Consider the following 24,655-nt stretch of genomic DNA (forward strand, 5'->3'; position numbering starts at 1 on the left):
GTCCCTAAAAAAAAATATATGAAAAAATCTACTTCTTATTTCTGTAAGCCCAGTAGAATACTTGTGGTAAGATAGTAAAGGATAAAATCATACAGATGATTAACCCTCCTACGATCATAATTGCTAATGGTTTCTGTATTTCAGACCCCATTCCATTTGATAGAGCAGCAGGAAGCAATCCCATAGACCCCATCAATGCAATCATTACTACTGGTCTTATTCGGCTTTTTACTCCTTCTTTTATTGCTTCTTTTAATGGCATACGATGTTGTAAGTTTTCTCTCATAACTCCAATAAGTACAATACCATCAATAGTAGCTACTCCAAAAAGAATAATAAATCCTATCCCTGCTGATATTCCAAATATCGTGCCAGTTGCCCAAAGTGATACAAAACCACCGATAAAAGCGAAAGGAATAGTTAAGGCTGCTATAGCAGTATCTTTTACATTACCAAAGTTGAAGTACAATAATACAAGGATTAAGATTAAAGAAACTGGAACAACAAGCATTAATTGATTTGCAGCACGTTCTTTACTTTCAAACTCTCCTGCCCATTCCATTTTATTGATAGCAGGCAGTTTTACTTCTTTCTCTACTTTAGCTCTTGCTTCAGCGATAGTACTTCCTAAATCTCTTCCTTCAATACTAAACCCTATACCGATATATCTACTACCACCTTCTCTATAGATAAAGGCAGGTCCTGTGTGATAATCTATCGTAGCAATTTCTTTTAGTGGGACTTGTTTACCATCTAATGAAGGAATTAAAATATCTCCGATTTTATCAGCAGAATCTCTATATTCTTTGTTGAAACGAAGTACAACATCAAACATTCTTTCATTCTCATATAGTGTAGTAGCTGCCTGTCCACCAATAGTCATAGCTATAACAGCCTGAGCATCTGCTGTAGTTACAGCATATTTAGCCATTTTGTGATCGTGTAATTTGATTCTCAATTCAGGTTGACCAATATTCTTAAATACATTTAAGTCTGTAATACCTTCAACATCTTTGATACTTTTTGCTACTTGATTTGCATACTTTTCTAACTCAAATAAATCATCTCCAAATATCTTAATTACAAGAGAACTCTTTACTCCAGCTACATATTCTTCTACGTTATCTTGTATGGGTTGACTGAATCCAAAATTAACACCAGGGTAGTTCTCTAATTTCAGACGAATCTCTTCTAGAAGTTTGTCTTTTGTTATTTTACGCGTCCATTCACTTTCTGGCTTTAGTTCAGTGTGAAATTCAATATTAAAGAATCCTGTAGGGTCAGTACCATCATTAGGACGACCAGTTTGAGTCAAGACAAATTTTACTTCATCGAATTCTCTAATTTTAGCTTTCATTTCTTTAGCTAATCTTACAGATTCATCTAAGTTAATACTACTAGGCAATGTCGCTCTAATATATAAAGCTCCTTCATTTAACTTAGGCAAGAATTCTGAACCATAATAATGAAATCTAACTCCACAGATAACAAGTAAACCTATAAACATAGAAAGAGTTAATTTCTTATGAGTAAAACTCCAGTTAAACATCTTATAGATATTGTTCTTAAAGAATCGAGAGATAACATTCTCACGTTCTTTGATATCTTTAGTCAGTAAAAGTTTACACATCGCTGGTACATAAGTCAAACTCAATATTAGGGATCCTAATAGAGCATAACCCAATGTAAAGGCTAGGGGAGAGAACATCTTACCTTCTACTTTTTGGAAAGAGAAGATAGGCATTAAGGCTACGATTAGAATTAATAGTGCAAAGAAAATATAGCTCGCTACACTACTTGCACTTTTCTTAATAGTACCTAGTTTAGACATTCTATTAAACCTTGCCATTCCCACTTGTTCAGCTCGTTTCTCTAGACCTACAAAGACATGTTCTACAATAACTAAAGTTCCTTCTAGTAGCAATCCAAAGTCTAATGCTCCCATTGAAATTAGGTTGGCAGGTAACCCTTGTATCTTCAGCATGATGATAGCAAATAAGAAAGCCAGTGGAATAACAGAAGCAACGATAAATGTAGTACGCCAATTATATAAGAAAATAAATACAATAATGGATACTAAAATAACTCCTTCTACTAAGTTCTTAGATACGGTGTGTACTGTTGTATTTACAAGGTTCGTTCTATCTACGACTGTTTCTATTTGAACATTTTTAGGTAAAATACGCTCGTTTAAGTCTGTTATTTTATCTTTTAGCCCTTCGATAACAGCACTTGGGTTTTCACCTCTAAGCATTACTACGATTCCTTGTACGACATCATCGTCATCTTGAAAAGCAACTTGTCCTAAGCGTGGTTTGGCTGATACCACGACATTAGCTACGTGTTTTACTAGAATGGGAGTACTTCCTTTTACCTCGATAAGGATATTCTCGATATCTTCAACATTGTCTAATAATCCTACACCTCTTACTACATAAGCTTGATCACCACGTTGGATAACATCACCACCAACATTAATATTACTCTTTTCTACAGCTTCGTATACATCTAAAGGAGATAAGTCGTAATTAATTAATTCAGTAGGATTTATCTGTATTTCAAATATCTTTTCTTCACCACCGAAGCTTACTACATCTGCCACTCCAGGTACAGATAGTAATTCTCGTTCTATTACCCAGTCTTGAATAGCAGTAACTTCTTTGATAGGAAGATCGCTCTTAATGATATATCTAAAGATTTCTCCTGTTGCTCCAGAAGGCGGCTCTATTTCAAAATCAGCTCCTTCAGGCAGATTTACATTTCCCATTCTGTTAGAAGCATATTGTTGAGCGAAGAAGTCATCTACTTCATCATTAAACAATACTGTTACAACAGATAGCCCAAATAGAGAGATAGATCTTACCTCTGCTTTATTAGGAATGGTGTTAACCTCCTTTGAAATAGGAAGGGTAATAAACTTTTCTACTTCTTCTGCACTACGACCAGGCCACTGTGTGATAATACGTGCACGAGTATTAGTCACATCAGGGAAAGCTTCAATAGGCGTGTGTATATAACTATAAATCCCTCCAAACAATAATAACAATACACCGAAGATGACGATGAATGTGTTTTTAAGTGAAAAGGATACTATGTTTTTGACGAATTTTTGCATAAATAAAGGCTTTTACGAATTACAATTTATTAGTTAGCTGCTCATAAATAAGTAATTCATTAGTAGTTACAACCATCTCATTCTCTTTTACGCCATCTGCTATATAGGTATAAATATTGTTTTTAGAGACAGGGGTGATCTTTCTAACTTCTTGTTCACAATCATTTTTATAGACTACCACATAATTTTGGTTGTTATCAAATATGATAGCGGTATTAGGGATGGCAAGAGATTTACCCTCGTTTGTTTCTAACTGAATAATGATATCAGCAGACATTCCCGGCTTTAATTTCATCTCTTTATTTTCCATTGAAATACGAGCTTTTAAGACTCTTTCTTCTGTATCGAATACTTGAGATACTTTAGTTACTTTTCCTGCAAAGTATTCATCAGGATAAGCTAGGGTAGATACTTTTACCTCTTGATTTGGTTGTACATGACGCATATTAGCGGCATATACATTAGCCATAATCCATACATCAGATAAATCAGCTACTGTAAATAGGGGTTCATCACCTGCATTTACAGTCATTCCTGTACTTACATTTTTTGTAACGATATAACCAGACTGAGGAGCTACTACATTTACTACTCCAGATTCGCCACGACTATTGAATATCGCTAGACTACTTCTTACTGCAGCTACTTTACTATTAAGTGTTTTGACTTCTTCTTGAGCTTCGATTAACTCTTTTTGAGAAGCAATCCCATCTTTATACATTGATTCTACTGATTCTAACTCGCGCTTAGCTACTTTTAATTCAGCTTCACTACTTTTTAACTCACTGTATATCTCATTGGTATCTGTACTTTTTATTTCAGCTAATAATTGTCCCTTCTTTACATAGTCTCCTAACGAAAAGTAAGTATTCGTAACTAGTCCATCTACTAGACTATTATAAGGAACTGTCTTATCTTGGTTATAATCAATATATCCATTTAGAGTTAGGCTTCGTTCTATAGGTCGAAGAGTTACCTTCTCCATATTGAGTGTACTTTTCATTGCCTCAGATAAGCATTCTTGTTCTTTAGCTATCTCTTCATTATTTTGGTCTGCCTTATTACAGCTCATCAGAACCATATTTAGTAAGGCTAGTGTTAGTATAGAATATTTTGTCATTGTCTAATTAGTTTAGTTTTTATAAATCTTGTCCTACTGCATATTGTAGTTTTTCAAAGTGATCATTTAGATCTTTCTTAGTTTCTAATAGAATTGTTTTATTCTCTATATAAGCTTCTACAAAGTCTAAATATTCGATTAAACTCACATTTCTCTTTTGGAAGTTCTTTAAATATGCTTCTAGTAATTGATCTAGTTGGCTTTCGTATTCGCTATCTATATCTTTGTATAGCTGTTCAGCATGATAATAATTTCTAAAAGCTTCTACTATATCATTAGCAATTTCATTTAGTTTGCTTTGCGTATCTAGTTTTGCTAATTCTATATCTATTTTAGCTTCTTTAATACCTCCTTTATTTCTATCAAAGATGGGTAAGTCAAACGAAATCCCAAAACCAACAAAATCACGCATAATATTACCACCTCTGTCATAATCAACTCCTAGTGTAATATCAGGAACTCGCTGTGCTTTCTCAATCTCTAATCGCTTTTCTGATTGCTTTTCTAGAGTTTTGCTTTTTAAGGCATCTGGACGTTGTTCCTGAGCAGTGATAATCCAATTCTCTAATTCTAATTCAGATATTTCTCTCTCAGGAGCTACTAGTTTATCAGTAATAACGACCAGGGTGTTACTCCCAATATTGACAAAGTTTTTAAAGTCTTTCACAGCTTCTTCAAGTTCTTTATTGATATTAACCAATTCTTTTTTAAACTGAAGCTCTGCCGCCTTTAAACGGATGTATTGTGCTTGACTGATATTCCCTTGATCTAATTGGTTCTTGTATGCACTAATTAGGGACTTAGTACTTTCTATTTGTTTTTCGTATATCTTTTGTTGCTCTTGAAGTATTTGTAAGTTAGATAGATTACCTCTTAGTTCTAACTTAAGCTCACGAATAATACTTTCGAACTCTTGTTGTTTCTCTTCTATAGTTAATTTCTGAAGGTCGATGGTCTTTCTACGTTTACCTCCAGTTTGAATCAATTGTTCTACTCTAAAAGCATATTGTTGTGCTTCACCCCAGTTACCTATAAGCTTAGGTTGTTCTTCTATATCTGTAGTCTTCCAGAAGTTGATTTCAGAAACTTCAAAAGTAGGGTTAGGCCATAATTTTGCTTGTAACAATTGTGCTTCTGCTTGTGAGATTTCTAAATTCTTTGCAATAAGTTCTAAGTTCTGCTCTAAGAAAAGTGCTTCAGCTTCTTCTTTTGATAACATCAGTGTCTTAACGGAGCTATCTTGTGCATAAGTACTTAGTACAAAGGTGGATAGAATGGCTAATAAAGTGTTTTTAAACATTGTTTTTTATTTTAAGGTCAAAATTATTGTTTAGGACTTATAGAGAACTTTGAGTTCCATTAGAGAGAGATTAAAACAACATTAGAAAATGATTAGAAAGCTAATTACTACTCCTCTTTATAGTCGCAATTTTCAATCTATTTAACTTGATTTTGTTTTCTACTTTTTCGTTGAGTTGTCATTATTCTATTTAATCTAAAAGTTTAACAAGAACTCTCTTTAATCCAAAACCCTTATTCTTTATAGAATGACTATTACAAAAAAGAAGCCAAAAAGGGTTTTGATCCTAAAAAATATACAATTGTTCAGTATTATTTTTTAAATGGCTTTACGTTTTGTGATGTTTAAATGTGTCAATCAGCTTTGTAATCAATGCTTTATTGTGAATAGTTGACAAAATGTAGTCTCTTAAAAATTAAGAAATGTTGGCAATATTATTGTAAAAGGTCTTTATAGGTACATTATTGCGAATTATTACACATCTAATACTTTGTATTGTTTGAATATTATGATTTATTAGTATTTATATTTTGTAATTTGTACTATATAAGTAGTAATAAACTAAAGATTTAATTCTTTGTTTAAAAATCAATAATAGCCTTAGGTAAGCCTTATAACGAGGTTTTGGAGTAGATAAATAATAGGGCAGTTTATGCTACTATACTAGAATTAGTGTACAAATAGCCACTCATTAAAATATTTGATTATTATCATTTATGGCTTATAAAGTGCCTTAATCACATGAGAAAAGTAAAAAAAATTAAAACAAACACTAAAAAATTAAAGCTATGCAAAATGCAACAGGAGTAATTAAGAAACTAAAGAGAATGCTAGGGATTAAAACTGATTTACAGTTAGCAGATATTCTTGATGTTAAACCTAATACTATCTCTTCATGGAAAAAGAGAGATAGCTTACAGTATGAAGGCTTAATAGCGTTGTGTAAAGAACACAAAATTGATTTAAATGAATTATTCTTCTCAGATTCTACAGCTGTATACAACAGTAGTTATCACAAGAGAAAAGTAAAAATGATTTCTACTGATCATCACTTTGAGTATTTTTTGGATCCAGAGAAAACTTTGGCTACAGCTCCAAGTTATGTTTTTCCAACGGTAGAGGAAGTAGATACTGCTTTTCAAGTATCAGTGGATAATATGTATCCAACTATTAAAATGACTTCTTATGTGATTACTAAGCATATTAGTGTAGAGGACTTACAGTTATGGCATGTTTATCTATTTGTACTTAGAGGAAAAGGGATTGTTATTTACAGATTTAAAAGAAAAGTAGATGATAATACACTGTTATTGATCGGTGATAATCCTGCATTTGAAAATATCCAGGTAAAAATAGACGATATAAAAGAACTCTTCTGTATTCGAGGCGCTTTTTTACCACAGATGAAAGGTATATCTGAGATATAATCAATGAGAGATACTAAAAGAAAAGAGTAGACAAATAATAGTGATTAGCTACTCTTTTCTTTTAGTATTTCACTCTAAATCTTGTTTAATATTTTAGTTGAAAGCTTATATTTGAAGAAAAAAAGAATGAAACTAAAAGCAAAAGGTTGGAATAAGCATTTAGCAACTGAAATGGCATCTCCATATTTTAAAACACTAATAGAGAATATTAATTGTTTATATGAAACTACTATGGTCTATCCTCCTAAAGAGGAGGTTTATAAAGCATTTGAGCTAGTAGATTTTGACGATGTGAAGGTAGTCATCATTGGTCAAGACCCTTATCATGGGGCATTTCAGGCAAATGGTCTTTCTTTTAGCGTAAGTAAAGGTGTAAAGTTACCTCCGAGTTTACAAAATATCTATAAAGAACTAGAAGATGATTTAGACATTAAGAATATAAATGGAGATCTGACCAAATGGGCAGAACAAGGCGTATTCTTATTAAATGCAACATTAACTGTACAGGAGAAAAAAGCAGGTTCTCATCAGAAGTTAGGTTGGGAGAAGTTTACTGATGCAGTAATAGAACAATTAAGTGAGCACAGAGAGAATATTGTATTTATTCTATGGGGGAGTTATGCTCAAAAGAAAGGAAAGAATATTAATCGTTCCAAACATCTCGTGATAGAGACAGTACATCCATCTCCTTTATCTGTTTATAGAGGATTTTATGGGAGTAAGCCTTTTTCTCAAACAAATGCGTACTTGGAGTCTAAAGGAATTAAAACAATTGACTGGAAGATTTAATGAAGAATTAGGAATTTTTTAACCTATAGCACTCTTCTCTTATGTGGGACTGTATATAAGATAATATTGTTTAGTAACACGAAGTCGGGAGACCTCGCGTGGCAGTATATTCCATCTTTTAAGTAAAGAATGTAATTAACTTAGTTATTTTGATATGTTTAAAATAAAAGACCAAGAATTTGACGTAAAGTATGCTTACTTAGATGCTTTTATGGATAGTTCAATAAAACAGTTAGTCTTCGGATTACAAATAAAGGCTGAAGACACTAAGGGTAGATTAAATAGAAGGGGCCTGTATTTTAATTCAGAGCTATTATTATTTATCAATCCTAATGAACTGAATCAATGGCAAGATATTGCAGGATATGATATAGAATGGGAAGATTATCAAGAAGAGGAGGGGAAGCCTAGAGCTCTTTTTTATGTTTATGAACATACAGGAGTGTATAATGCAAAAATCAACTTTAGAAAAGTTGATAGCAAAATAATAGTGAAGATGTCTGCTACTATTGACATTTATGCAGATGAAGATTTTGATGAACAATTATCCCTTGAAATAGAAACAGAGGTTCAATTTTTTGGTATACTCTGCGGAAAGAGAAGTGCAGAAGAATGCGCTGAATTAATTGGCAATTATTTAAATATTGACCATTTAAAGTATGTCCAGAACCAATACAACGTTTCACTACTAGTTCCTAAAGATACAGATATGGAAACAAACTTATTAGTACTAGGTGATTAATAGAGGGTATGTATGAATATTAACCCAGATACTACAAAAGCAATTCTACTTTATATATTAGTAGTATAGCCGCCTCTACTGTTATGTGTACTTAGTATCGTGAAGAGAGAAGAAATTAGAGTAAGCTTTTTGAAGAAGCAGGATTTTAATCAATATCATAAAAAAACGGAAGCTGATAAGGCTTCCGTTTTTTATAATGAATTACCCTAGGCAGGTAATTGTATTTCTAAAACTGTAATTAATTACAGTTTTCTTCTTTTCAGTTCAGTTTCGATAAGATCTAACTCTCTATTTGTTTGACCAGCAACAGAAGTATTTTCTTCTGCACGTCTGATTAAGTAAGGAATTACATCACGTACAGGTCCGAATGGTAAGTATTTAGCTACATTAAACTTCTCTTTCGCTAAATTAAAGCTAATATTATCACTCATTCCGTACAGCTGTCCGAAGTATAATCTACGGTCTGTATGAGAGATATTATGTTTCTCCATTAAGTCCATGATTAAGTAAGAACTTTTCTCGTTATGAGTACCAGCGAAGATAGCCATAGAGTCTATGTTCTCTAACATATAAGTAACTCCAGCATCATAGTTTACATCAGTAGCAGCTTTGTCTACACAGATAGGAGATTTATATCCTCTCTCTGTAGCTCTTTCGCGTTCTACCTCCATATAAGCACCACGTACTACCTTCATACCTACATGGAATCCTTCTGCCTTAGCGATAGCGTGTAGATCTTTTAAATACTGTAATCTATCCCAACGATACATCTGAGCAGTATTATAGATCAATGCTTTCTCTTTGTTATACTTTCTCATCATGTCTAGTACGATATCATCAGCAGCATCTTGCATCCAGCTGTGCTCAGCATCGATTAATAAAAGAACATCATTGTCATAAGCAAACTTACAAGCCATGTTAAAACGGTAAACGATACGTTCCCATTCTTTTTCTTCTTCAGCAGTGAAAGCTACTTTCTCACCTTTTTTCACAAACATATCAAATCTACCAAATCCAGTAGGTTTAAATACAGCAAAAGGAATAGAGTCTGGACGTTGTTTAGCATACTCGATTGTCTTAATCGTCATGTTTAGAGCAGCGTCAAATTGCTTTTCAGTTTCTTTACCTTCTACAGAATAATCTAAAACTGATGCCACACCACCTTTAGCATACATATTATCTACTACAGTTAAGCAGTCATCTTCACTAATACCACCACAGAAGTGATCGAATACAGTAGAACGGATTAAACCAGTAACAGGCAAATGAGTTTTAATTGCAAAATTTGCAAGGGAAGAACCAAGTTTTACTAAAGTTGGTTTGCTAATCATTTTAAATAAAAAATGTGCTCTTTTTAATTCTTTATTATTTTTAAGAGCAAAAGCTACTTCAGTATTATTAAATAAATTTTTCATTATAAAAAGTAAATTCGTTAGGCAAATATAATTACTCTTTTAGTAATAATTTAATAGTTTTTGGTATTTATCTTCTTATTTAAAATATGTGATATTTTTTAATCGCTTAGTGATTATAAAGTGTTAAATACTTTTAATCCTTATCGAACAAGAACTAAACTCTTAAATTCTTTGATATATCTAATTATAACTTCTTTTAAAAGTTATAAAAAAATAGAGATACTCCGTTGTTTAGTCTTGTTTAGAGGGTTAAGGACTATTTATATCATCAAAATTCTCAGAAAATATCATTGACTTTATAAAGAATGCTCTGATAAGAAGAAAAGACCTTTTTAAAACTAAAAAATAGTTGAATACAATTAGAGTATGACAGCTATTCTAGCTTATCCTTAAAAGCATAAATCTGTGCTCTAGAATTAATGTTTAGTTTAAAATAGATTTTACTAATGTGATATTTACAGGTATTAATAGAGATAAATAACTCATCAGCTATCTCTTTATTCGTAGCCCCTTCCCAGAGTAGACTTAGAACCTCCAACTCACGTTCTGTAAGATTGTATTTATTTTTTAATTGATATAGAGGTTGATCTTGTATGGTTGTTTTTTCTTGCTCTACTTTTGTCGTTTTATCTGCATTAAGGCTTTTCTCATATTCTAACTGTTTATGGTAGTCTTTTACCATATACATATACTGGTATAAATATCGTTTATAGATAGAGTTTCGCTCGTGTATTTTCTTTACTTCTAATAGGGTAATACAACTAGAACAAATAAGAATAGGGATTCCTATTAAACGCAATGTAGGCCATACGATGAATAACTCGTAAAGCGTATCATTAATAGAAGGAGCGAGAATAATGGTACTAGCGGTAATACAGATAATTAAGAAAGAAATATAATTTTTATAATTATACGTATGATTCAGAATGAAGAATAAGTACAATGCTAGTATCGTTAGTATCGTCGTTATAGGGTGAATAAAGCTATTCCCATGACTAGGAACGATAAATAAATTAGATAATAACTCTATAGCAACTAAAGCAAACAGTACAACAATCCCTGTTTTATAGAATTGTTGTTTGTGTTTAAATCTTAAAAAAGGGTAGGGCAGAAGTATTAGTAGCACTAGTGATGTACCGATATTCCAAGCTAATAAATAACCGATAGTAGCGTGGTGATCAGGTAGATAAAAGTAAATAATGTCCTTGACTAAGAAACTAGAGAATATACTTAATTGTAAGAAAAAACTAAAGCTAAGTTTCTTATACTTGAAAATAATATAAAGTGCAAGAAGTATAACTAGAGAGAGAAATGATATCCCATAGTACAGTCCGATAATAATATATTTAGGAGTATCTGTTGCAAAAAAAGGAAATTGATTAAATAACGGTAATGAAATCATATAAGGTTTATAATGCTCTACATTATATGTTAATATAGAGTGATAATAAATGTTTAATTAGACCTGTTTTTTAGAGAACCTCTCTGCTGATCAAGATGTAAAATTAACTAAAATATCAGTGCAGTACTTTCTTAAATCTGTGTAGTGAAATGTTAAAAAAGTATAGTGTCATCTATTTGTTTGGTTCACAGTATTGATATACAAGGCATTGATTTGTCTGTTAGAAGACTTTTTTAATAGTGTATATTTCAAAAATAGCCGTAATTTAGCGCTATAACTATTAAAAAGGATAGTTAATTTTCTAGTAAAACATACTATTTTTGGATTGTCTTTATTACTAAAAAACTATCCTTTTTTGTTTTACTCTTTTTATGTATTGATGAGATGAGTAAACATCCAAAGTCCCCACTAGTTATAAAGACCTTAGACAAAACTAGCGTAAAAGATACATTTCGTTTGTCTATTTTGAGCACCTAATCATGTATTGATTGGGTGCTTTTTTTATTTAGTCTAAGTGATAAAAATTACAATTGTGGATATGAGTAAAAAAGAAAATCCAGCTTGTCTGCTGACAGCTGGATTTCTTCTTATTTAGTTTAGGAGCTCTTTTTCTACTTGAAGTAAATCTTTAAGTATATTTTCTCGTTCTTGTATAAAGTAAGTATTGTCTTCTTTAAAGAGGTTTTTATAGTAAGTGATTCCCTCTAGTAAGTTCTCTTTTGTCTTCATTAGCTTCTTCAGTTTTGGAGCTGATTGTTCTAATTCTAAAGCTAATTTTTCTTGTCTATAATGATCTAAGTACATTCTTAATTCTTTAATAAAGAAATGAGGACGTTCCTTCGTATCGATTACATTATCTCGTCCATAGATATGATTGACCATTTTCTTAAGAGATACTTCCTTCGTGAAGTAAGCAATATTAGGTCCAGGACAGATAGCTACTCCTTGTGCTTCTCCTTTGATAGGCAAGTTAAGCTCCATATAAGACGCATTGGCTAAGCCTATACATAGACATGCTTTTTCTGTTATCTGTTGATACTTCTTATTGTATTCTTCTTGGCTAATATTATCCTTACCCTGTTCTAGCTTTTCTATTTCGATAGTTTGATACTTTCTAGAAGCAGTACACAGTCCTTCATTCGAATAATTTTTATTCAAGGCTAGGTACTTTCTAGGACAAGAACTACCTGCTTTGTTCTTATTGATTCTCTCTGACTTAAAGAAGTCGTTAGAAGTTCCTTTAATACTATTAAACGGCACACCTAAAGGAGAGATATTACTCAAGTATAAATCTTCTTCTTTTGCCTTAGCTAATAATTCTCTAGTGGTCTGATCTACAGAAGTAGCCTCAGGTACTAATAAGAAGGGTGAGCCCCAGCCTACAGAGTCTACCTCATAATGCTCTAGCAAGAACTGATGTTCTGCCGCTGTACCTACGCCGCCCTGAGCTGTAACCTTTAAATCAAGAGGAGTAGAAGGAACAAATCTATTCTTCTGTTCTAGAGCTTTGACTAGTAAGTCATGGGTAGAATTTATTAATTCTGCTTTTCTAGCTTTAAACTCTTCTAATATTACTCCCATTAGATAACCATCTGTAGCGAAGGCATGCCCACCACAGTTAAGTCCAGACTCTATGCGATACTCAGATACCCATAACCCCTTTTTGGCTAGGAAATTCCCCTGTATTAAGGCAGATCTAAAGTCACTTACTTTTAAGATGATTTTCTTCTGTAAAGTACTGTCAACAGCTGGATAAAAAGCGTCAAACTCCTCAAAATAGCTAAACAATCTTGGATTCATACCTGCAGATAGGACTACGGATGAGTTTAAAGTACTGTTCACAAAGCCTCTTAGGGCAGCATGTGCATCATTATACTCTACCGGTAAGGCTTCTTTTTTAGTGAAGTTCTCTCTATCTACCTTAGTCATGATATTGACATCTATAGCACCAGGGGTAAGGTAGTGCTCTAGAACTCCCTTCAGGTGATCTATAGATAGCTTATCATCTAAGTGCTGCTGTAGATTCTTTCTGATCTCTGATACAGATGGCAACATATCGATATAATCCTCAACCTCTTTTTTGCTTTCTAAGAAAGAAGCTTTTAGGTTTTCGAATTTCCCTTTTACGATGGTATCTAATGTATTTAGATAAGCTGTAATACGCTTGGCTCTAAAGTCCTCTATTTTCTTCGTTATCTCTTGATAAGGCAGTTCGAATTTCTCACAATAGAACTTGTTCATGCGTTCTATTAATTCATCATCCATCACAGAGATAGTAGAGGAGAAACCATACTGAGCCACTCTCACTGGACTATCAATCGTATAGGCCAATCCCATCACTGGAATGTGAAATGAATGTATTGGTTTTAATTTCATTTTGGTTTGTTTGTTATATTTTATAAGGGAGGGAAATTCTTCAAATATTCTGAGTAATTAAGTGACAAATATCATGTTAGGCGATTATCTCATATTAAATTTATGTAAAGACCTAGGGAAGAAGGGAGAGATAAGAGCTAGAATACTTAGAAGGAAGCAGGTATAAGTAATAGATTGTATTGTTTGTAAGTGTCTAATTATAATATCTATACATTTAATTAAATCTCATCCTTAAAGTGAAAATCTGTTGAGTAGTATAAAAAAAACAGTAAAGGAATATTTCATCCTTTACTGCATACTTAGAAAAATAACACTTTATGATTTTTTTTAGTAATTATTTCTATTACCAAAACCATAGTGACGTCTAGATCTACGTTGTTGATTATGATTAGAATTGTTTCTAGAAGAATTCATTCCGTAGTAATCAGTATTGTTTAATCTATCTGAAGAGTATTGTTCATCATTATCCATCCATATTTGCGGACGTCGATAATCTCTCTGTTGTCGATAATCTTGAGATTGTCTATTATTAAAAGAGCGCCCCATATTTCTATTTTGTGAATGATTTCTTGTATCAAAAGAATCTTCGTCATAGCCATAATGACTTTGTTCATTATAACCTGGGTAATGTTCATGATATCCATCTGAATCCATATTATAGTCATCTCTAGGGTATTCTAAATTTTGATCATAACTATCCATGTAATTATTATTATGGTTGTAGTTATCATTATAGTAATTGTCTCGATTATTACCACTTTGATACTCATCATTATAATAATCTTGATTATTATTGTAGTTGTGTCCACTCATATCGTATTGAGAGTCATCATAACGGTTATCGCCAAAATAATTGTTATCTCCATAACTATCAAAACGATTAGAGTATTGGTTTGATCGATCTTTTGATGAATTAAAATTATCTCTTGTTCTTGATCTATTGTAAGCTCTAGAGCTATTATTACGGTTATTCATAATATTGAAGTTTTTTAATTAATAAAAAATTAGTGACAGCTAGTATTTTATCATTTTATTCTTCAATAGTTAGAAAGCAAAAGCTATGCTTAAAATAAAACAACATTGCATTTTGTGTATTATTACATAGCTTATATTTTAATCTTAAAATAAAATATAACTACTACCGTAATAATAAAATCAACTATATAACATAATATTTAATTATTAAGTTACATAATAACAAATAGTTGTGTTTTATTTTTATGTAAATAATCTTTTTTAATATTCAGAAAAAGTAAGCTTAATTAGAAGATTATTTTTTAGTTAAAGGGAATAATTGTGTAATTAATCTACAATATGTGTGTTTTTTACTCATATTTACTTTCTATTGAATATTTACTTCTTGACATAAGTAAGTCTTGTAGCTTGTTGTTCTATCTGATTTGGTAACTAGCATAGATTTTGTCTTTTAATAGGTTGTATTAACCTTAAAAATTAAATTATGGAATATTCAGAAACCAAACAAATTCCTCCAGGAAATGAATTAGATATGAAAAACAGACCTAATCATGGAGAATTTTCTTATAAAGGGAAAGGATTGTTTAAAGATAAGACAGTACTTATTACAGGAGGAGATTCTGGTATAGGTAAAGCTACTGCCATAGCTTTTGCTAGAGAAGGAGCTAATGTTGCAATAGTGTATTTGTCCTCATTAGAAAGAGAAGATGCACAAGATACTTTAAATTGGATCAAACATGCAAAAGCAGAGGGAATAGCTTTTGAATTAGATCTTCAGAAAGCCGAAAATTGTAAAAAGATTGTTGAAGATACTGTCAAGAAATTTGGTAAAATAGATGTACTAATTAATAATGCCGCTTTTCAAAGGGAGCATAAAACTTTTGAAGAAATTACTATAGAGGATTGGAAGCAAACATATCAGACTAATTTAGATGCATTATTTTTTATGATAAAGTATAGTCTTAAATTTATTCCTAAAGGAGGTAGTATTATCAATACAACATCAGTCAATGTATATAATCCTAATCCCAGTCTTTTAGCCTATGCTTCTACCAAAGCTGCTATTCAAAATATAACAGCTAGTATGAGTAAAATGTTTTTGGAACAAGGAAAGGAAATAAGAGTCAATGCTGTGGCCCCTGGACCTATATGGACTCCATTAATTCCAACAACTATTTCTGATGTTGATAATTTTGGAAAGAATACTCCTATGGGGAGACCTGGGCAACCTTGTGAAATCGCTCCTATATATGTTTTTTTAGCAAGTGATCAAGCCTCTTATATTTCAGGAGCTATTATTGCGGCTACTGGTGGTCGTATAACCTTATAGGTTAGAAACAAAAAAATGTAAAATTGTTTTAAATAAGTAACCCCTGCTTTTAAGTGGGGGTTAATTTTTTAGTATAAATTAGATTGATTTTAATGTATATTGTTGTAATGTCAAAAAATATAAATATACTTTGATACTATTTTAGTAATATTTAAATTTGAACAACAACCTTATAAACGATTGATTTTAATAAAGTACAAATAACCTTCTGTTGATGGTTAAATTATCGTTATTATCTCTTTTTTAAAAGTAGTAAAAACATTTTATTAGAGCCTATGTCTTATTTAAAGTGTATTTAATTCTTGTAAGTATCTAAAATTAATTGTTGTTAGGTAAAGATAAATGCTGATGAGATTATTGTAACACTTACCTTAAATTAAAATTAGATGTCTATAAAAATCAATAAAGAAAGATTTCAAGCCTTTTTAGAAGCTCTAGATGATTTAGCTAAAGGGAATTATACTAAACGCCTTAGTTCTAATATTGAAAATGACTGTTTTTCAAATGCAGAAACAGTATTTAATATTTTAGCAGAAGAGTATGAAAATAAGTTTAAGTATTTCATTACTCTTCAGCCGACTCTTGGTTATGAGTATATTACATCTTGTATTATTAAAATTAGCCCTGAAGGTAGGATATTAGATATGTCGTTAATTAAAGCTAAAGACAATATCTTAGATAAAATAGATTTTATAGATAATTACCTTTTAGACTTAGTCTCTGAACAAGATCAGGAAAAATGGCTTAAGAATTTTCTGATTTTTCTTCAAACCCCAACCAAAAGAACTTCTTTTTCATTAGAACTATTAATTAAAGGAGAATCGATAAAAGGTTATTGTGGTTTCCATTATATGGGGCAGTCTAGAGAGATTTGGATGAGCTTTGCTATTGTTAATCCAATCTTTGAAACAGAAAAAATAGAAGAGAATACCCCTGATTACACTAAAATTCGAGAGATTAAATTCAGTGACAAACAAAAAATACAACAAATTCATGCTATTCTCTGTAATAAAGAATATGACCGTATTTATACTATTGATGAATTAATTGAGCAATTTCAGATTAATAAAAATGTATTTCAGAAAGGGTTTAAACTAATGTATAATCAAACATTCTATTCTTTTTATTTAGAGCAACGCATAAAGTACGCTAAGCAATTATTGATTTATTCTAATTTATCAATTAATAATATAGCACATAAATGTGGATTTACAGATTATTCTAATTTTTTTAGAAATTTTCAAAAAGCTACAAACCATAACCCCGCTGAGTTTAGAAAAAAATATAGTAAAGGCTTAAATACAGAATAATGTTATTATAAAAACCGCCATAGAGTATATGGCGGTAAAAAAAAAAGTAAAAAAGCATAATATATGTATTACAGCTATTTATTTATAATATTATTTTTAATGTAGTTTGCAGATTCAAGATGAGATCTTACTTCTTGTAGCGTATTGTTCAGTTCGTTTTTAATATTGATATGATCTGTTTTATCAATTCCTTTAATTAAAATATCTACTGCCTTGTTATGAGCAGAAATCACTTCATCAATCCATTTTTTGTCAAATTTTTTACTATTTGTTGATTCTATATCTTGAATATCTTTCCATTGTGAATCGGATAAGTTTCTTGGAATAGCATAATTGAATTGCCCTGCTAAAGCATTTAATTGTTGCAATCTTTTAGTATGATGCTTCTCAAGCTCTGTTGCGAATTCACGTACTCTAAGACTATTTGCTCTAGTTTTTCCAGTTTTTGCTAACTCTATTTCATATAGTTGATCACTTATTACGTCAACTATTATATCAGCATATTTTTTATCATTGTGATTGTTTTGATTCATACCTTGTTTGGAATCCTCTCGATGGTAGTTACCTTGAGAATAATTAGTATGATCAAGATTAGCTTTATTTTGATCTTTAGCCATTTTTTCTGGGTCTTTAGCTGTAGGTCTTTCTTTACATGCGATAGCGGCGAGGGCTATTATTAATGCTAAAAAAATCATTTTTATGTATGTTTTCATAATTTAAATATTGGTTATACATTATCTAATAGATTGGTTGCTTCATCTATACGTATTTCAGTTTCTTGTATTAGTTTCTCATAGAATACTTGTAGGTCAGTATTAAGAGTATTATTTTTAATTTGCCATAAGACTTCTCTGATACTGAATTGTAGTTTGATAGTTTCTTCTAAGAAAAGGGACTCATAGTCCTTTGAATAGCTGTTTTCTAGTTTATGAAGAACAAGCCTCTTGTCACTCAGGTTGATAATACTATCTTGGGTTGTAGATTGAACAAGGATGCTCATTTCTTTTAAAATGTTTTGATATTCAATTATTATAGTATTAGCAAAGTCAACTATTCTTTTATCTCTGCTTTTCTCTTTTGCAGCTTCTGTATAATAAAACTGTGTTTTTACAAGCGTACTAAAGTGTTTTGCTAAAGAATCATTATAAGCGTTACTATTTTTATGATCTTGAATAGGAGAAGAGTTTGTATCTACAACTTCATTTGTTTTAGACCTATAAGTTGATCTGTAATGATTTGGATCTCTTCTACAAGAAGTAAAGAACACAGTAATTAAGATAATTATAGTGAATAGCAAAAGAAAGAATTTATAATTTAGAGTGATATACATGATTGTTTTTTTAATGAAAGTGGCTTACTTTCGGGGTATTATGAAAGATTTTATACTATGGAGATATGACCTAGGTAAGCCACTTCATTTTCTAGTTCTAGCAATTTTTAGAAAAGAATATTGAATTGAGTAAATCTATTTTACTTTATCCTTGGGCTGGCTACTCTTTTTGGTTTGATTCGCTGAACTAGATTTACTTGTAGATTCTTTTACATCTTCATCTTCTACATTCTGATCACTGGCTTCTATATTGATGTGGCATTCTCCTATATGAGTCAATTCACAATCAGCCTGCTCTTCCTCATCTAAAGTTTGTTCTAATAAATCAGCAATATCATATTCCTCAATAGCAAGGGCAAATTGGATTAGTCCGCCATAAGTTGCTATTTCATAATGTTCTATTTGTTGAGCAATAACAATGAGTCCAGCATCTCTTACCATACTTCCGTCTTTTGTTATTTTTACTATTTTCTGAGTTACTTCATCAAAGGTCTTCATCACTAGGCAAGATTCCTTTTCGCTTGTAATTCCAAGAGTTCTAAAAATTTTTTCTAATCGAATGATTTGTCTTTGTGTGACAATCTCATGATCTTTTAGTGTATCTTTTAACTCATGGGTTGTAGCCTTTTCTATCATAGTAGGTAAGGAATCTAAAATGCCATGTTCTGTATTATAGATACCTTTTAATAAGTGGATAAAAAGATCTTTAAACTCAGATGCTCCCTTCGAAATATTATTTGATTTTTTCATGTGTTTTAGGTTTTAAAGAAGAAGGAGAGAAACTCTCCTTCTATCTAAATTACTATCTAGAAGAATATGCTCCCCTTGAACTACTGTTAGAGCGTCCACCACCATGTGATGCACGTCCCCCCATTCTTGCAATTTCAGTTCTTTTTGCTTTGCTCATTGCTGCAAAACCGCGACGTGAACTTCCATTGTTAGTTCTTCTAGATGAATTTGAACCAGTTCTGTTATCTGCACTATTATAATAACTTCTTTGGTCGTTATGATTAGAGTTTGATCTCCTTGATGATTGACGTTGTCCTCTTGAATTTTGAGATCTGTTACCATATGATTGAGAATTAGAAGACCTGTTGCTATATGTTGAGTTATTTGATCTTCTTCCTTGTCCTTTTGGAATAAATCGCCCTTGTGAATCTCTCGGGTGATCATCTTCATTGAAGTTGTTGTCATAAGACGAGTCCTGATCGTAGAAATCATCTTCATCGAAGAATTGTTCAATTTCTTCTTGCTCAATATCATCATCATAAGCTTGATCATCAGCTCCATCGTCATAACCATGTTCATAACCTAATTGATAAATTTCTTCTGCCATTTGATAAAAATCAGATTGTCGACTACTTTGTGACCCTCTGTTTCTAGAATTGTGGTGGTTCATAATTTTTTGTTTAAAAGTTAATATTACTGTGATACTAGCTGTCATAAATGTCACAGTTACTTTTAGTTAGTTCAATATCCATGCTTGAAAAATAAAATAGAACAAAATAGAGTAGGAGGTGATATCAACTGTTAAAAAACCTTTGAATAACAGGAGCTACAAGGGATTAAGGTTGTTTGTTATTATTTTATTTTTTAAGAAATAAAAAATTATAACATAATAATATTCTTAATTTACATAAATAAATGTCTTATTAAATTAAAAAATACTTACTTATGTTTCATATAATAAGTTAATTGTAAGTAATAGTATTACAATTAATAAACTAATTTATATAAATAGCTATAAATGAGTTATTTGTGTTTTTTTTTAAATTATTTATTTTAACAAATATAGTAGGCAAGCATAATATAAAATATGTAGAATAAATGTTTACTTTTTATACATACCGTGTATTTAATACTCGTTTTTCTACGTATTATTTGGGATTTACAGGCTATTTTTTTTAAATCAACAATGTTTGTTTTTTGTATTTGCAATATTATCTGTTCTTCTTGTATAAGAAAGACATTTGAAAGTATGTTACTTATTTTTTTTGATTCTATAAGTAGAATAAATTAATTATTCTATATGTAACTTTCTACATTAGTATGGATAGAAATTACTATAAAATATTTACTAGCTTTTATAATCACATAAATAGATAGTGATTACAGATCTCGCTTTACTTTTTATTTCAATTTTTTGAGTAAAAATTACTCAAATTGAGTTTTTTTTACTCATTTATTCCTCGATATTTTAATTATTAAAGAGTTTTTATAAAACATTAGCAAGGTGCCTATGGTTTTTATGCTAGCTTTAGTACTGACACTATATACCGCGCTATTGAAAAGAAGATTATTCTCTTTATTATTGATAAAAATATTATAGTAGTACACTATTTGTATTTATTTAGTTGTAAATAGCTTTTATATATGTATAAAATATAAAATACATAGGTATTACTTTAATATAGGGATTAAAGAATAAAACATTTAGATCAAGCGTCAAGACTACCAAAAGTAATACTAATCAACAAATCTATCAAGCAGTAAAAACTAATCTTAAAACTTAACATATGAGAAATGTATTTTGGTTAATTATCGTAATTCTTTTAATAGGATGGGCAGTAGGTTTTTTTGCTTTTGGACAAGTGCTCGGTTGGGCAGTACATATCTTGTTAATACTTGTCTTACTAATGCTTATATCACGAGTTATAAAGGGACCTAAAAGTGAGCTCTAGTTTAGATATCATAGAATAATAAACAAGAGACTAGAATATAATTTACTAATCTTAAAAACAAAATTATGGAAAAAGAAAAAATGTATCAATTAGGAAAAATCTTTTGCTGTGCGGCTATAGGAGTAGTTGTATTAGCAGTAGTAGTGAAGAAAAAATTCATGAAAGAGGTTAAGGATATCGAAGACTGTATATCAGATTAACTATTAGTATGAATTAAAAAGTAATTGTACTTAACAAAGTGTAGTTATTTGGTAAACAGAGTAAAACAGTTGAAAAAAAATAGAGTATTAATTTAATAAATCACTAATTATGAATAATTTAGAATTAGAAGGAAAATGGAAACGTATTAAAGGAGCTGTTAAACAAAAATATGGACAATGGTTCGATGATGATAAGGTTTTCGCTGAAGGAAAATTTGACGAAGTTGTTGGAAAGCTTCAAGAAAAAAGTGGAAAGACACGTGAAGAGATTGAAGAAGTTATCAAAAATTGGAAAGAAGAATAAATGATTTCAATCTTATTAAGTTTATTTATATTATCTAATATAATACTTAGATTCAACTAATAAATGCAACAGCATTTAAAAAACGGCGGAGAACATTTGCTCCATGGAGCAAATGTTCTCCGCCGTTGGCGAAAAAAAACATCTACTTTTGAGGTTCCTACACACCCAAAAAGATGTCACATTTAACGTTAGAACAAAGATATAAAATAGAAGCATATAAAAAGGCAGGTAAATCACTTACTGAAATTGCTTGTTATATAGGCAAAGACAAGTCTGTTGTTAGCAGAGAGCTTAAGCGCAATTCAGACGAAAGAAATGGTGTTTATAAAGCTAATCTTGGACAAAGAAAGACAGCTCAACGACACAAAGAAAAACGCAAGAGAATACGCTTAACTGAAAACGTAAAAACAACTATTATAGACTATCTTAATCAAGATTATAGTCCAGAACAAATAGTAGGTAGAAGTAAACTTGAAGCAAAAGAAATGGTCTCTGTTGAATGTATTTATCAATTCATTTGGCAGAACAAAAAACAAGGAGGAAAGCTTTATAAGCATCTTAGAACTAAAGGTAAAAAATATAGAAAAAGAGGTGCATGCAAAGACAGTAGAGGCTTGATAAGTAATAGAGTAGATATTGAAAAAAGACCTAGTATAGTTGATGATAAATATAGAATAGGTGATCTTGAAATAGATTTAGTAATAGGGAAAAATCATCGTGGAGCACTGCTTACTATAAACGATAGAGCTACAGGGGTTTTATGGATGGGAAAGATAGAATCAAAGGAAGCTCACGTTGTAGAAGCTAAAATTATAGAACTCTTAAAAGACTTCAAACCGTTACTTCATACTATGACTTCTGATAACGGAAAAGAGTTTGCAAACCATCAAAATATAGCTAACACTCTAGAGCTTGATTACTTCTTCGCAAAGCCTTATCACAGTTGGGAAAGAGGAGCTAATGAAAATTTAAATGGATTAGTAAGACAATATTTCCCTAAAATGACTAATTTCGATTTAATTACACAAGCAGCAATTGACAAGGCTGTAAATATTTTAAACAACAGACCAAGAAAGAGATTTGGTTTTAAATCGCCTAACGAAATTTTTACAGAAAAATTAAACCTAATGGTTACTGTTGCATTTAATACTTGAATCCACCATATGTAAAAAAGAGCATTTCTTTATATTTATAAAGAGATGCTCTTTTTTTAAGCAGATATCTCACAATGAGAATAATTTAACTACTATAAATTCTAAAAACAGGACAAATCACAGCTGTTAAAAATATTGACATTTAGGCGTTTTTTAGTGAATTACAGCACGCGACAAAGCCAGTGACAGCAAGGCTTTCGGGAAGTTTGTTTGGGCGTTGTTCGGAAGTTCTTTGCAAAGTGTTCGGAAAAAGGGGGTGTTTTCCGAACACCTTCCGAACAAACCACAACGGAGACCGCATGAATACTCGATTTATGGCGAATCCATAGTGTTAAAAAACTTGTTAAAATTTTTAAAATTGAATTTTGAAAGCTGTGATTTGTGCTTTCTTTTTGGTGAGATGTACCAGACTTTGAATAGAAGAATATTCTCAATAATAGCCATTGAGTCAAAGCCTTTACTGTAGGCAAAGGTAGTAAAAAAATAGATAGGAGAAAAGAGGGTGTAGGAGGGGGATCTATTTTATAGATTTCTTAATATTAGGTAGTCTTTATTTATTTTTTAAAAAAATAGGAAGTGCCAATAGTAGATTGAAAATTAAACATTTAAATAGAAGTGTTTTTTTGAATTTTATAATTTACTAGTAATCTGCCTAGCTGAACAAACAAAGGGGATTTTAGTACCGCCTTTGTTTATTGATTTAGTATCTTGTAAAAAATTCAGTATAAGAGCGAAAAATGAAGACAAAACAAGTTTCATTAAAGAATATTGCAGGACAAGCACACGATGGAATTTTCTTTCAAGAAGTCACAGCTAAGTCACTGTCTGATATTATGGGGGCCCTTAAAGACTCTCACCGTCATGATTATCATGTTTTTTTGTTTTTAATGAAAGGGGAGTTGAAGGTAGAAATTGATTTTACTAATTATGAGCTAAGTGGTGTTAGTTTATTATACACTAGTCCTGGGCAAGTACATAAGAATATTGAATTTAAAGAGGTTCTGTATTATGTACTTGCGATTAAGTCAGAGTATATTGCACCTGAGTATAAGTCGTCGATTCAATCTATGTTTTTACAAACGCGTTTTGTGCAACTTTCTAAAGAAAATACTTCTCTATTAAAAAACACAGCTCAATTATGTATAGATATCTATAAAAAATCAGAACTAACTTTTTATACTGCAACTTTAAAAAATAGTGTGAATGTTTATATTTCGCTTTTTTTAGATCAATACTTAAATCAAGGTTTTTCGGCTATACCGTCTAATCGTTTTGAAAAGATTACTCTAAGCTTTATCAAGGAATTAGATATTTATTTCGTGCACCACAAACGCCCAAGTTATTATGCCGAACTACTTCATATCTCTACTACTTATCTTAATGAATGCATTACACATACATTAGGGATAGCTGTTTCTAAAGTGATTCAAGAGCGCGTAATTTTAGAGGCTAAAAGAATGTTGTTCTATACAGATTTATCTGTTAAAGAAATAGCTTCTGCTTTAGGATATGAAGATTATTCTTACTTCTCTCGTTTATTTATGAAAAATGAAGGATGTACTCCTATTGTTTTTAGAGGTAAAAACCGTGATTAGTCCTAGTTATACAGATATAACTCTCTTGTCTTTTTTTACAACCAGTCTTTACTTTGCCTTGACAATTTATACGGTTAAGATTCTATTTTT

The 24,655-nt window shown here is 31.0% G+C and carries 21 protein-coding genes; 10 read left to right on the forward strand and 11 right to left on the reverse strand.

The features are described 5' to 3' along the window. Nucleotides 1–28: 28 nt before the first annotated feature. Genes BK054_RS13805 through BK054_RS13815 form a run of 3 tightly spaced genes read right to left on the reverse strand, consistent with a single transcriptional unit; the run spans nucleotide 29 to nucleotide 5,535 of the window. Nucleotides 29–3,115: an efflux RND transporter permease subunit gene (locus tag BK054_RS13805; RefSeq protein WP_006263565.1), complete on the reverse strand. Its 3,087-nt coding sequence runs from the start codon at nucleotides 3,113–3,115 to the stop codon at nucleotides 29–31. 19 nt (nucleotides 3,116–3,134) lie between these two features. Then, nucleotides 3,135–4,235, reverse strand: a complete 1,101-nt coding sequence (locus tag BK054_RS13810) for an efflux RND transporter periplasmic adaptor subunit (RefSeq protein WP_006265277.1) — start codon at nucleotides 4,233–4,235, stop codon at nucleotides 3,135–3,137. A gap of 19 nt (nucleotides 4,236–4,254) precedes the next feature. Continuing rightward, the gene (locus BK054_RS13815) at nucleotides 4,255–5,535 is read right to left on the reverse strand and encodes a TolC family protein (protein ID WP_006265278.1); all 1,281 of its coding nucleotides are present in this window, start codon (nucleotides 5,533–5,535) and stop codon (nucleotides 4,255–4,257) included. Between the two features lie 788 nt (nucleotides 5,536–6,323). Between BK054_RS13815 and BK054_RS13820 the strand changes: the two genes are divergently transcribed. From BK054_RS13820 to BK054_RS13830, 3 genes are all read left to right on the forward strand, one after another. Continuing rightward, nucleotides 6,324–6,962 (forward strand): helix-turn-helix domain-containing protein, encoded by a 639-nt coding sequence (locus BK054_RS13820; protein ID WP_071307359.1) that lies wholly within the window; start codon nucleotides 6,324–6,326, stop codon nucleotides 6,960–6,962. Nucleotides 6,963–7,088: 126 nt separating this feature from the next. Then, nucleotides 7,089–7,751 carry a uracil-DNA glycosylase gene (ung, locus tag BK054_RS13825; RefSeq protein ID WP_006258873.1) on the forward strand — a complete coding sequence of 221 codons (663 nt, stop codon included), beginning with the start codon at nucleotides 7,089–7,091 and terminating at the stop codon, nucleotides 7,749–7,751. A gap of 154 nt (nucleotides 7,752–7,905) precedes the next feature. Continuing rightward, nucleotides 7,906–8,493 carry a hypothetical protein gene (locus BK054_RS13830; RefSeq protein WP_006265279.1) on the forward strand — a complete coding sequence of 196 codons (588 nt, stop codon included), beginning with the start codon at nucleotides 7,906–7,908 and terminating at the stop codon, nucleotides 8,491–8,493. A gap of 242 nt (nucleotides 8,494–8,735) precedes the next feature. Here the strand turns inward: BK054_RS13830 and BK054_RS13835 are convergent, their stop codons facing one another. From BK054_RS13835 to BK054_RS13850, 4 genes are all read right to left on the reverse strand, one after another. Beyond that, nucleotides 8,736–9,908: a proline dehydrogenase family protein gene (locus BK054_RS13835; RefSeq protein ID WP_006261199.1), complete on the reverse strand. Its 1,173-nt coding sequence runs from the start codon at nucleotides 9,906–9,908 to the stop codon at nucleotides 8,736–8,738. 373 nt (nucleotides 9,909–10,281) lie between these two features. After that, nucleotides 10,282–11,310 (reverse strand): response regulator transcription factor, encoded by a 1,029-nt coding sequence (locus BK054_RS13840; RefSeq protein WP_006258868.1) that lies wholly within the window; start codon nucleotides 11,308–11,310, stop codon nucleotides 10,282–10,284. Nucleotides 11,311–11,901: 591 nt separating this feature from the next. Next, nucleotides 11,902–13,686, reverse strand: coding sequence for a hypothetical protein (locus tag BK054_RS13845; RefSeq protein WP_006265282.1), 1,785 nt, complete (start codon nucleotides 13,684–13,686; stop codon nucleotides 11,902–11,904). 327 nt (nucleotides 13,687–14,013) lie between these two features. Next, on the reverse strand, nucleotides 14,014–14,661 hold the full coding sequence (locus BK054_RS13850; RefSeq protein WP_006265283.1) for a hypothetical protein: 648 nt from the start codon (nucleotides 14,659–14,661) through the stop codon (nucleotides 14,014–14,016). Nucleotides 14,662–15,145: 484 nt separating this feature from the next. On the opposite strand from BK054_RS13850, the gene BK054_RS13855 reads away from it, so the two are divergent. Both BK054_RS13855 and BK054_RS13860 read left to right on the forward strand, forming a co-directional pair. Further along, a complete protein-coding gene (locus BK054_RS13855; protein WP_006263573.1) occupies nucleotides 15,146–15,991 on the forward strand; it encodes an SDR family oxidoreductase in 846 nt (281 codons plus the stop codon). A gap of 386 nt (nucleotides 15,992–16,377) precedes the next feature. Next, nucleotides 16,378–17,301, forward strand: coding sequence for a helix-turn-helix domain-containing protein (locus BK054_RS13860; RefSeq protein WP_006265287.1), 924 nt, complete (start codon nucleotides 16,378–16,380; stop codon nucleotides 17,299–17,301). Between the two features lie 74 nt (nucleotides 17,302–17,375). Here BK054_RS13860 and BK054_RS13865 read toward each other — a convergent pair whose 3' ends face one another. The 4 genes from BK054_RS13865 to BK054_RS13880 form a co-directional block, all read right to left on the reverse strand. Further along, nucleotides 17,376–18,014: a DUF4142 domain-containing protein gene (locus BK054_RS13865; protein WP_232234278.1), complete on the reverse strand. Its 639-nt coding sequence runs from the start codon at nucleotides 18,012–18,014 to the stop codon at nucleotides 17,376–17,378. 14 nt (nucleotides 18,015–18,028) lie between these two features. After that, nucleotides 18,029–18,598 (reverse strand): hypothetical protein, encoded by a 570-nt coding sequence (locus tag BK054_RS13870; RefSeq protein ID WP_232234279.1) that lies wholly within the window; start codon nucleotides 18,596–18,598, stop codon nucleotides 18,029–18,031. Between the two features lie 168 nt (nucleotides 18,599–18,766). Further along, nucleotides 18,767–19,381 carry a DUF892 family protein gene (locus tag BK054_RS13875; protein WP_006263577.1) on the reverse strand — a complete coding sequence of 205 codons (615 nt, stop codon included), beginning with the start codon at nucleotides 19,379–19,381 and terminating at the stop codon, nucleotides 18,767–18,769. Nucleotides 19,382–19,433: 52 nt separating this feature from the next. Beyond that, nucleotides 19,434–20,030, reverse strand: a complete 597-nt coding sequence (locus BK054_RS13880; protein ID WP_232234280.1) for a KGG domain-containing protein — start codon at nucleotides 20,028–20,030, stop codon at nucleotides 19,434–19,436. A 1,117-nt stretch (nucleotides 20,031–21,147) separates the two neighbouring features. Between BK054_RS13880 and BK054_RS18355 the strand changes: the two genes are divergently transcribed. The 5 genes from BK054_RS18355 to BK054_RS13895 all read left to right on the forward strand — a co-directional run bounded on the left by BK054_RS18355 (nucleotide 21,148) and on the right by BK054_RS13895 (nucleotide 24,565). After that, nucleotides 21,148–21,312, forward strand: a complete 165-nt coding sequence (locus tag BK054_RS18355) for a lmo0937 family membrane protein (RefSeq protein ID WP_006263579.1) — start codon at nucleotides 21,148–21,150, stop codon at nucleotides 21,310–21,312. Nucleotides 21,313–21,377: 65 nt separating this feature from the next. Then, nucleotides 21,378–21,512, forward strand: coding sequence for a hypothetical protein (locus BK054_RS18755; protein WP_006263580.1), 135 nt, complete (start codon nucleotides 21,378–21,380; stop codon nucleotides 21,510–21,512). Between the two features lie 109 nt (nucleotides 21,513–21,621). Continuing rightward, a complete protein-coding gene (locus BK054_RS13885) occupies nucleotides 21,622–21,816 on the forward strand; it encodes a CsbD family protein (RefSeq protein ID WP_006263581.1) in 195 nt (64 codons plus the stop codon). A gap of 173 nt (nucleotides 21,817–21,989) precedes the next feature. Beyond that, a complete protein-coding gene (locus BK054_RS13890) occupies nucleotides 21,990–22,970 on the forward strand; it encodes an IS30 family transposase (RefSeq protein WP_071307362.1) in 981 nt (326 codons plus the stop codon). Nucleotides 22,971–23,707: 737 nt separating this feature from the next. Next, entirely contained in the window at nucleotides 23,708–24,565 is an 858-nt protein-coding gene (locus tag BK054_RS13895; RefSeq protein ID WP_006263582.1) for an AraC family transcriptional regulator, read from the forward strand. Nucleotides 24,566–24,655 lie beyond the last annotated feature (90 nt).

This window comes from Myroides sp. ZB35 (genome assembly GCF_001865835.1).
GTDB classification, from domain to species: Bacteria; Bacteroidota; Bacteroidia; order Flavobacteriales; family Flavobacteriaceae; genus Flavobacterium; species Flavobacterium odoratimimum.

Excerpts from the sequence above, each read along its gene's own strand:
- BK054_RS13805 (WP_006263565.1), bottom strand. The coding sequence starts at position 3,115 with ATGCAAAAATTCGTCAAAAACATAGTATCCTTTTCACTTAAAAACACA.
- BK054_RS13810 (WP_006265277.1), bottom strand. The coding sequence starts at position 4,235 with ATGACAAAATATTCTATACTAACACTAGCCTTACTAAATATGGTTCTG.
- BK054_RS13815 (WP_006265278.1), bottom strand. The coding sequence starts at position 5,535 with ATGTTTAAAAACACTTTATTAGCCATTCTATCCACCTTTGTACTAAGT.
- BK054_RS13820 (WP_071307359.1), top strand. The coding sequence starts at position 6,324 with ATGCAAAATGCAACAGGAGTAATTAAGAAACTAAAGAGAATGCTAGGG.
- ung (WP_006258873.1), top strand. The coding sequence starts at position 7,089 with ATGAAACTAAAAGCAAAAGGTTGGAATAAGCATTTAGCAACTGAAATG.
- BK054_RS13830 (WP_006265279.1), top strand. The coding sequence starts at position 7,906 with ATGTTTAAAATAAAAGACCAAGAATTTGACGTAAAGTATGCTTACTTA.
- BK054_RS13835 (WP_006261199.1), bottom strand. The coding sequence starts at position 9,908 with ATGAAAAATTTATTTAATAATACTGAAGTAGCTTTTGCTCTTAAAAAT.
- BK054_RS13840 (WP_006258868.1), bottom strand. The coding sequence starts at position 11,310 with ATGATTTCATTACCGTTATTTAATCAATTTCCTTTTTTTGCAACAGAT.
- BK054_RS13845 (WP_006265282.1), bottom strand. The coding sequence starts at position 13,686 with ATGAAATTAAAACCAATACATTCATTTCACATTCCAGTGATGGGATTG.
- BK054_RS13850 (WP_006265283.1), bottom strand. The coding sequence starts at position 14,661 with ATGAATAACCGTAATAATAGCTCTAGAGCTTACAATAGATCAAGAACA.
- BK054_RS13855 (WP_006263573.1), top strand. The coding sequence starts at position 15,146 with ATGGAATATTCAGAAACCAAACAAATTCCTCCAGGAAATGAATTAGAT.
- BK054_RS13860 (WP_006265287.1), top strand. The coding sequence starts at position 16,378 with ATGTCTATAAAAATCAATAAAGAAAGATTTCAAGCCTTTTTAGAAGCT.
- BK054_RS13865 (WP_232234278.1), bottom strand. The coding sequence starts at position 18,014 with ATGAAAACATACATAAAAATGATTTTTTTAGCATTAATAATAGCCCTC.
- BK054_RS13875 (WP_006263577.1), bottom strand. The coding sequence starts at position 19,381 with ATGAAAAAATCAAATAATATTTCGAAGGGAGCATCTGAGTTTAAAGAT.
- BK054_RS13880 (WP_232234280.1), bottom strand. The coding sequence starts at position 20,030 with ATGAACCACCACAATTCTAGAAACAGAGGGTCACAAAGTAGTCGACAA.
- BK054_RS18355 (WP_006263579.1), top strand. The coding sequence starts at position 21,148 with ATGAGAAATGTATTTTGGTTAATTATCGTAATTCTTTTAATAGGATGG.
- BK054_RS18755 (WP_006263580.1), top strand. The coding sequence starts at position 21,378 with ATGGAAAAAGAAAAAATGTATCAATTAGGAAAAATCTTTTGCTGTGCG.
- BK054_RS13885 (WP_006263581.1), top strand. The coding sequence starts at position 21,622 with ATGAATAATTTAGAATTAGAAGGAAAATGGAAACGTATTAAAGGAGCT.
- BK054_RS13890 (WP_071307362.1), top strand. The coding sequence starts at position 21,990 with ATGTCACATTTAACGTTAGAACAAAGATATAAAATAGAAGCATATAAA.
- BK054_RS13895 (WP_006263582.1), top strand. The coding sequence starts at position 23,708 with ATGAAGACAAAACAAGTTTCATTAAAGAATATTGCAGGACAAGCACAC.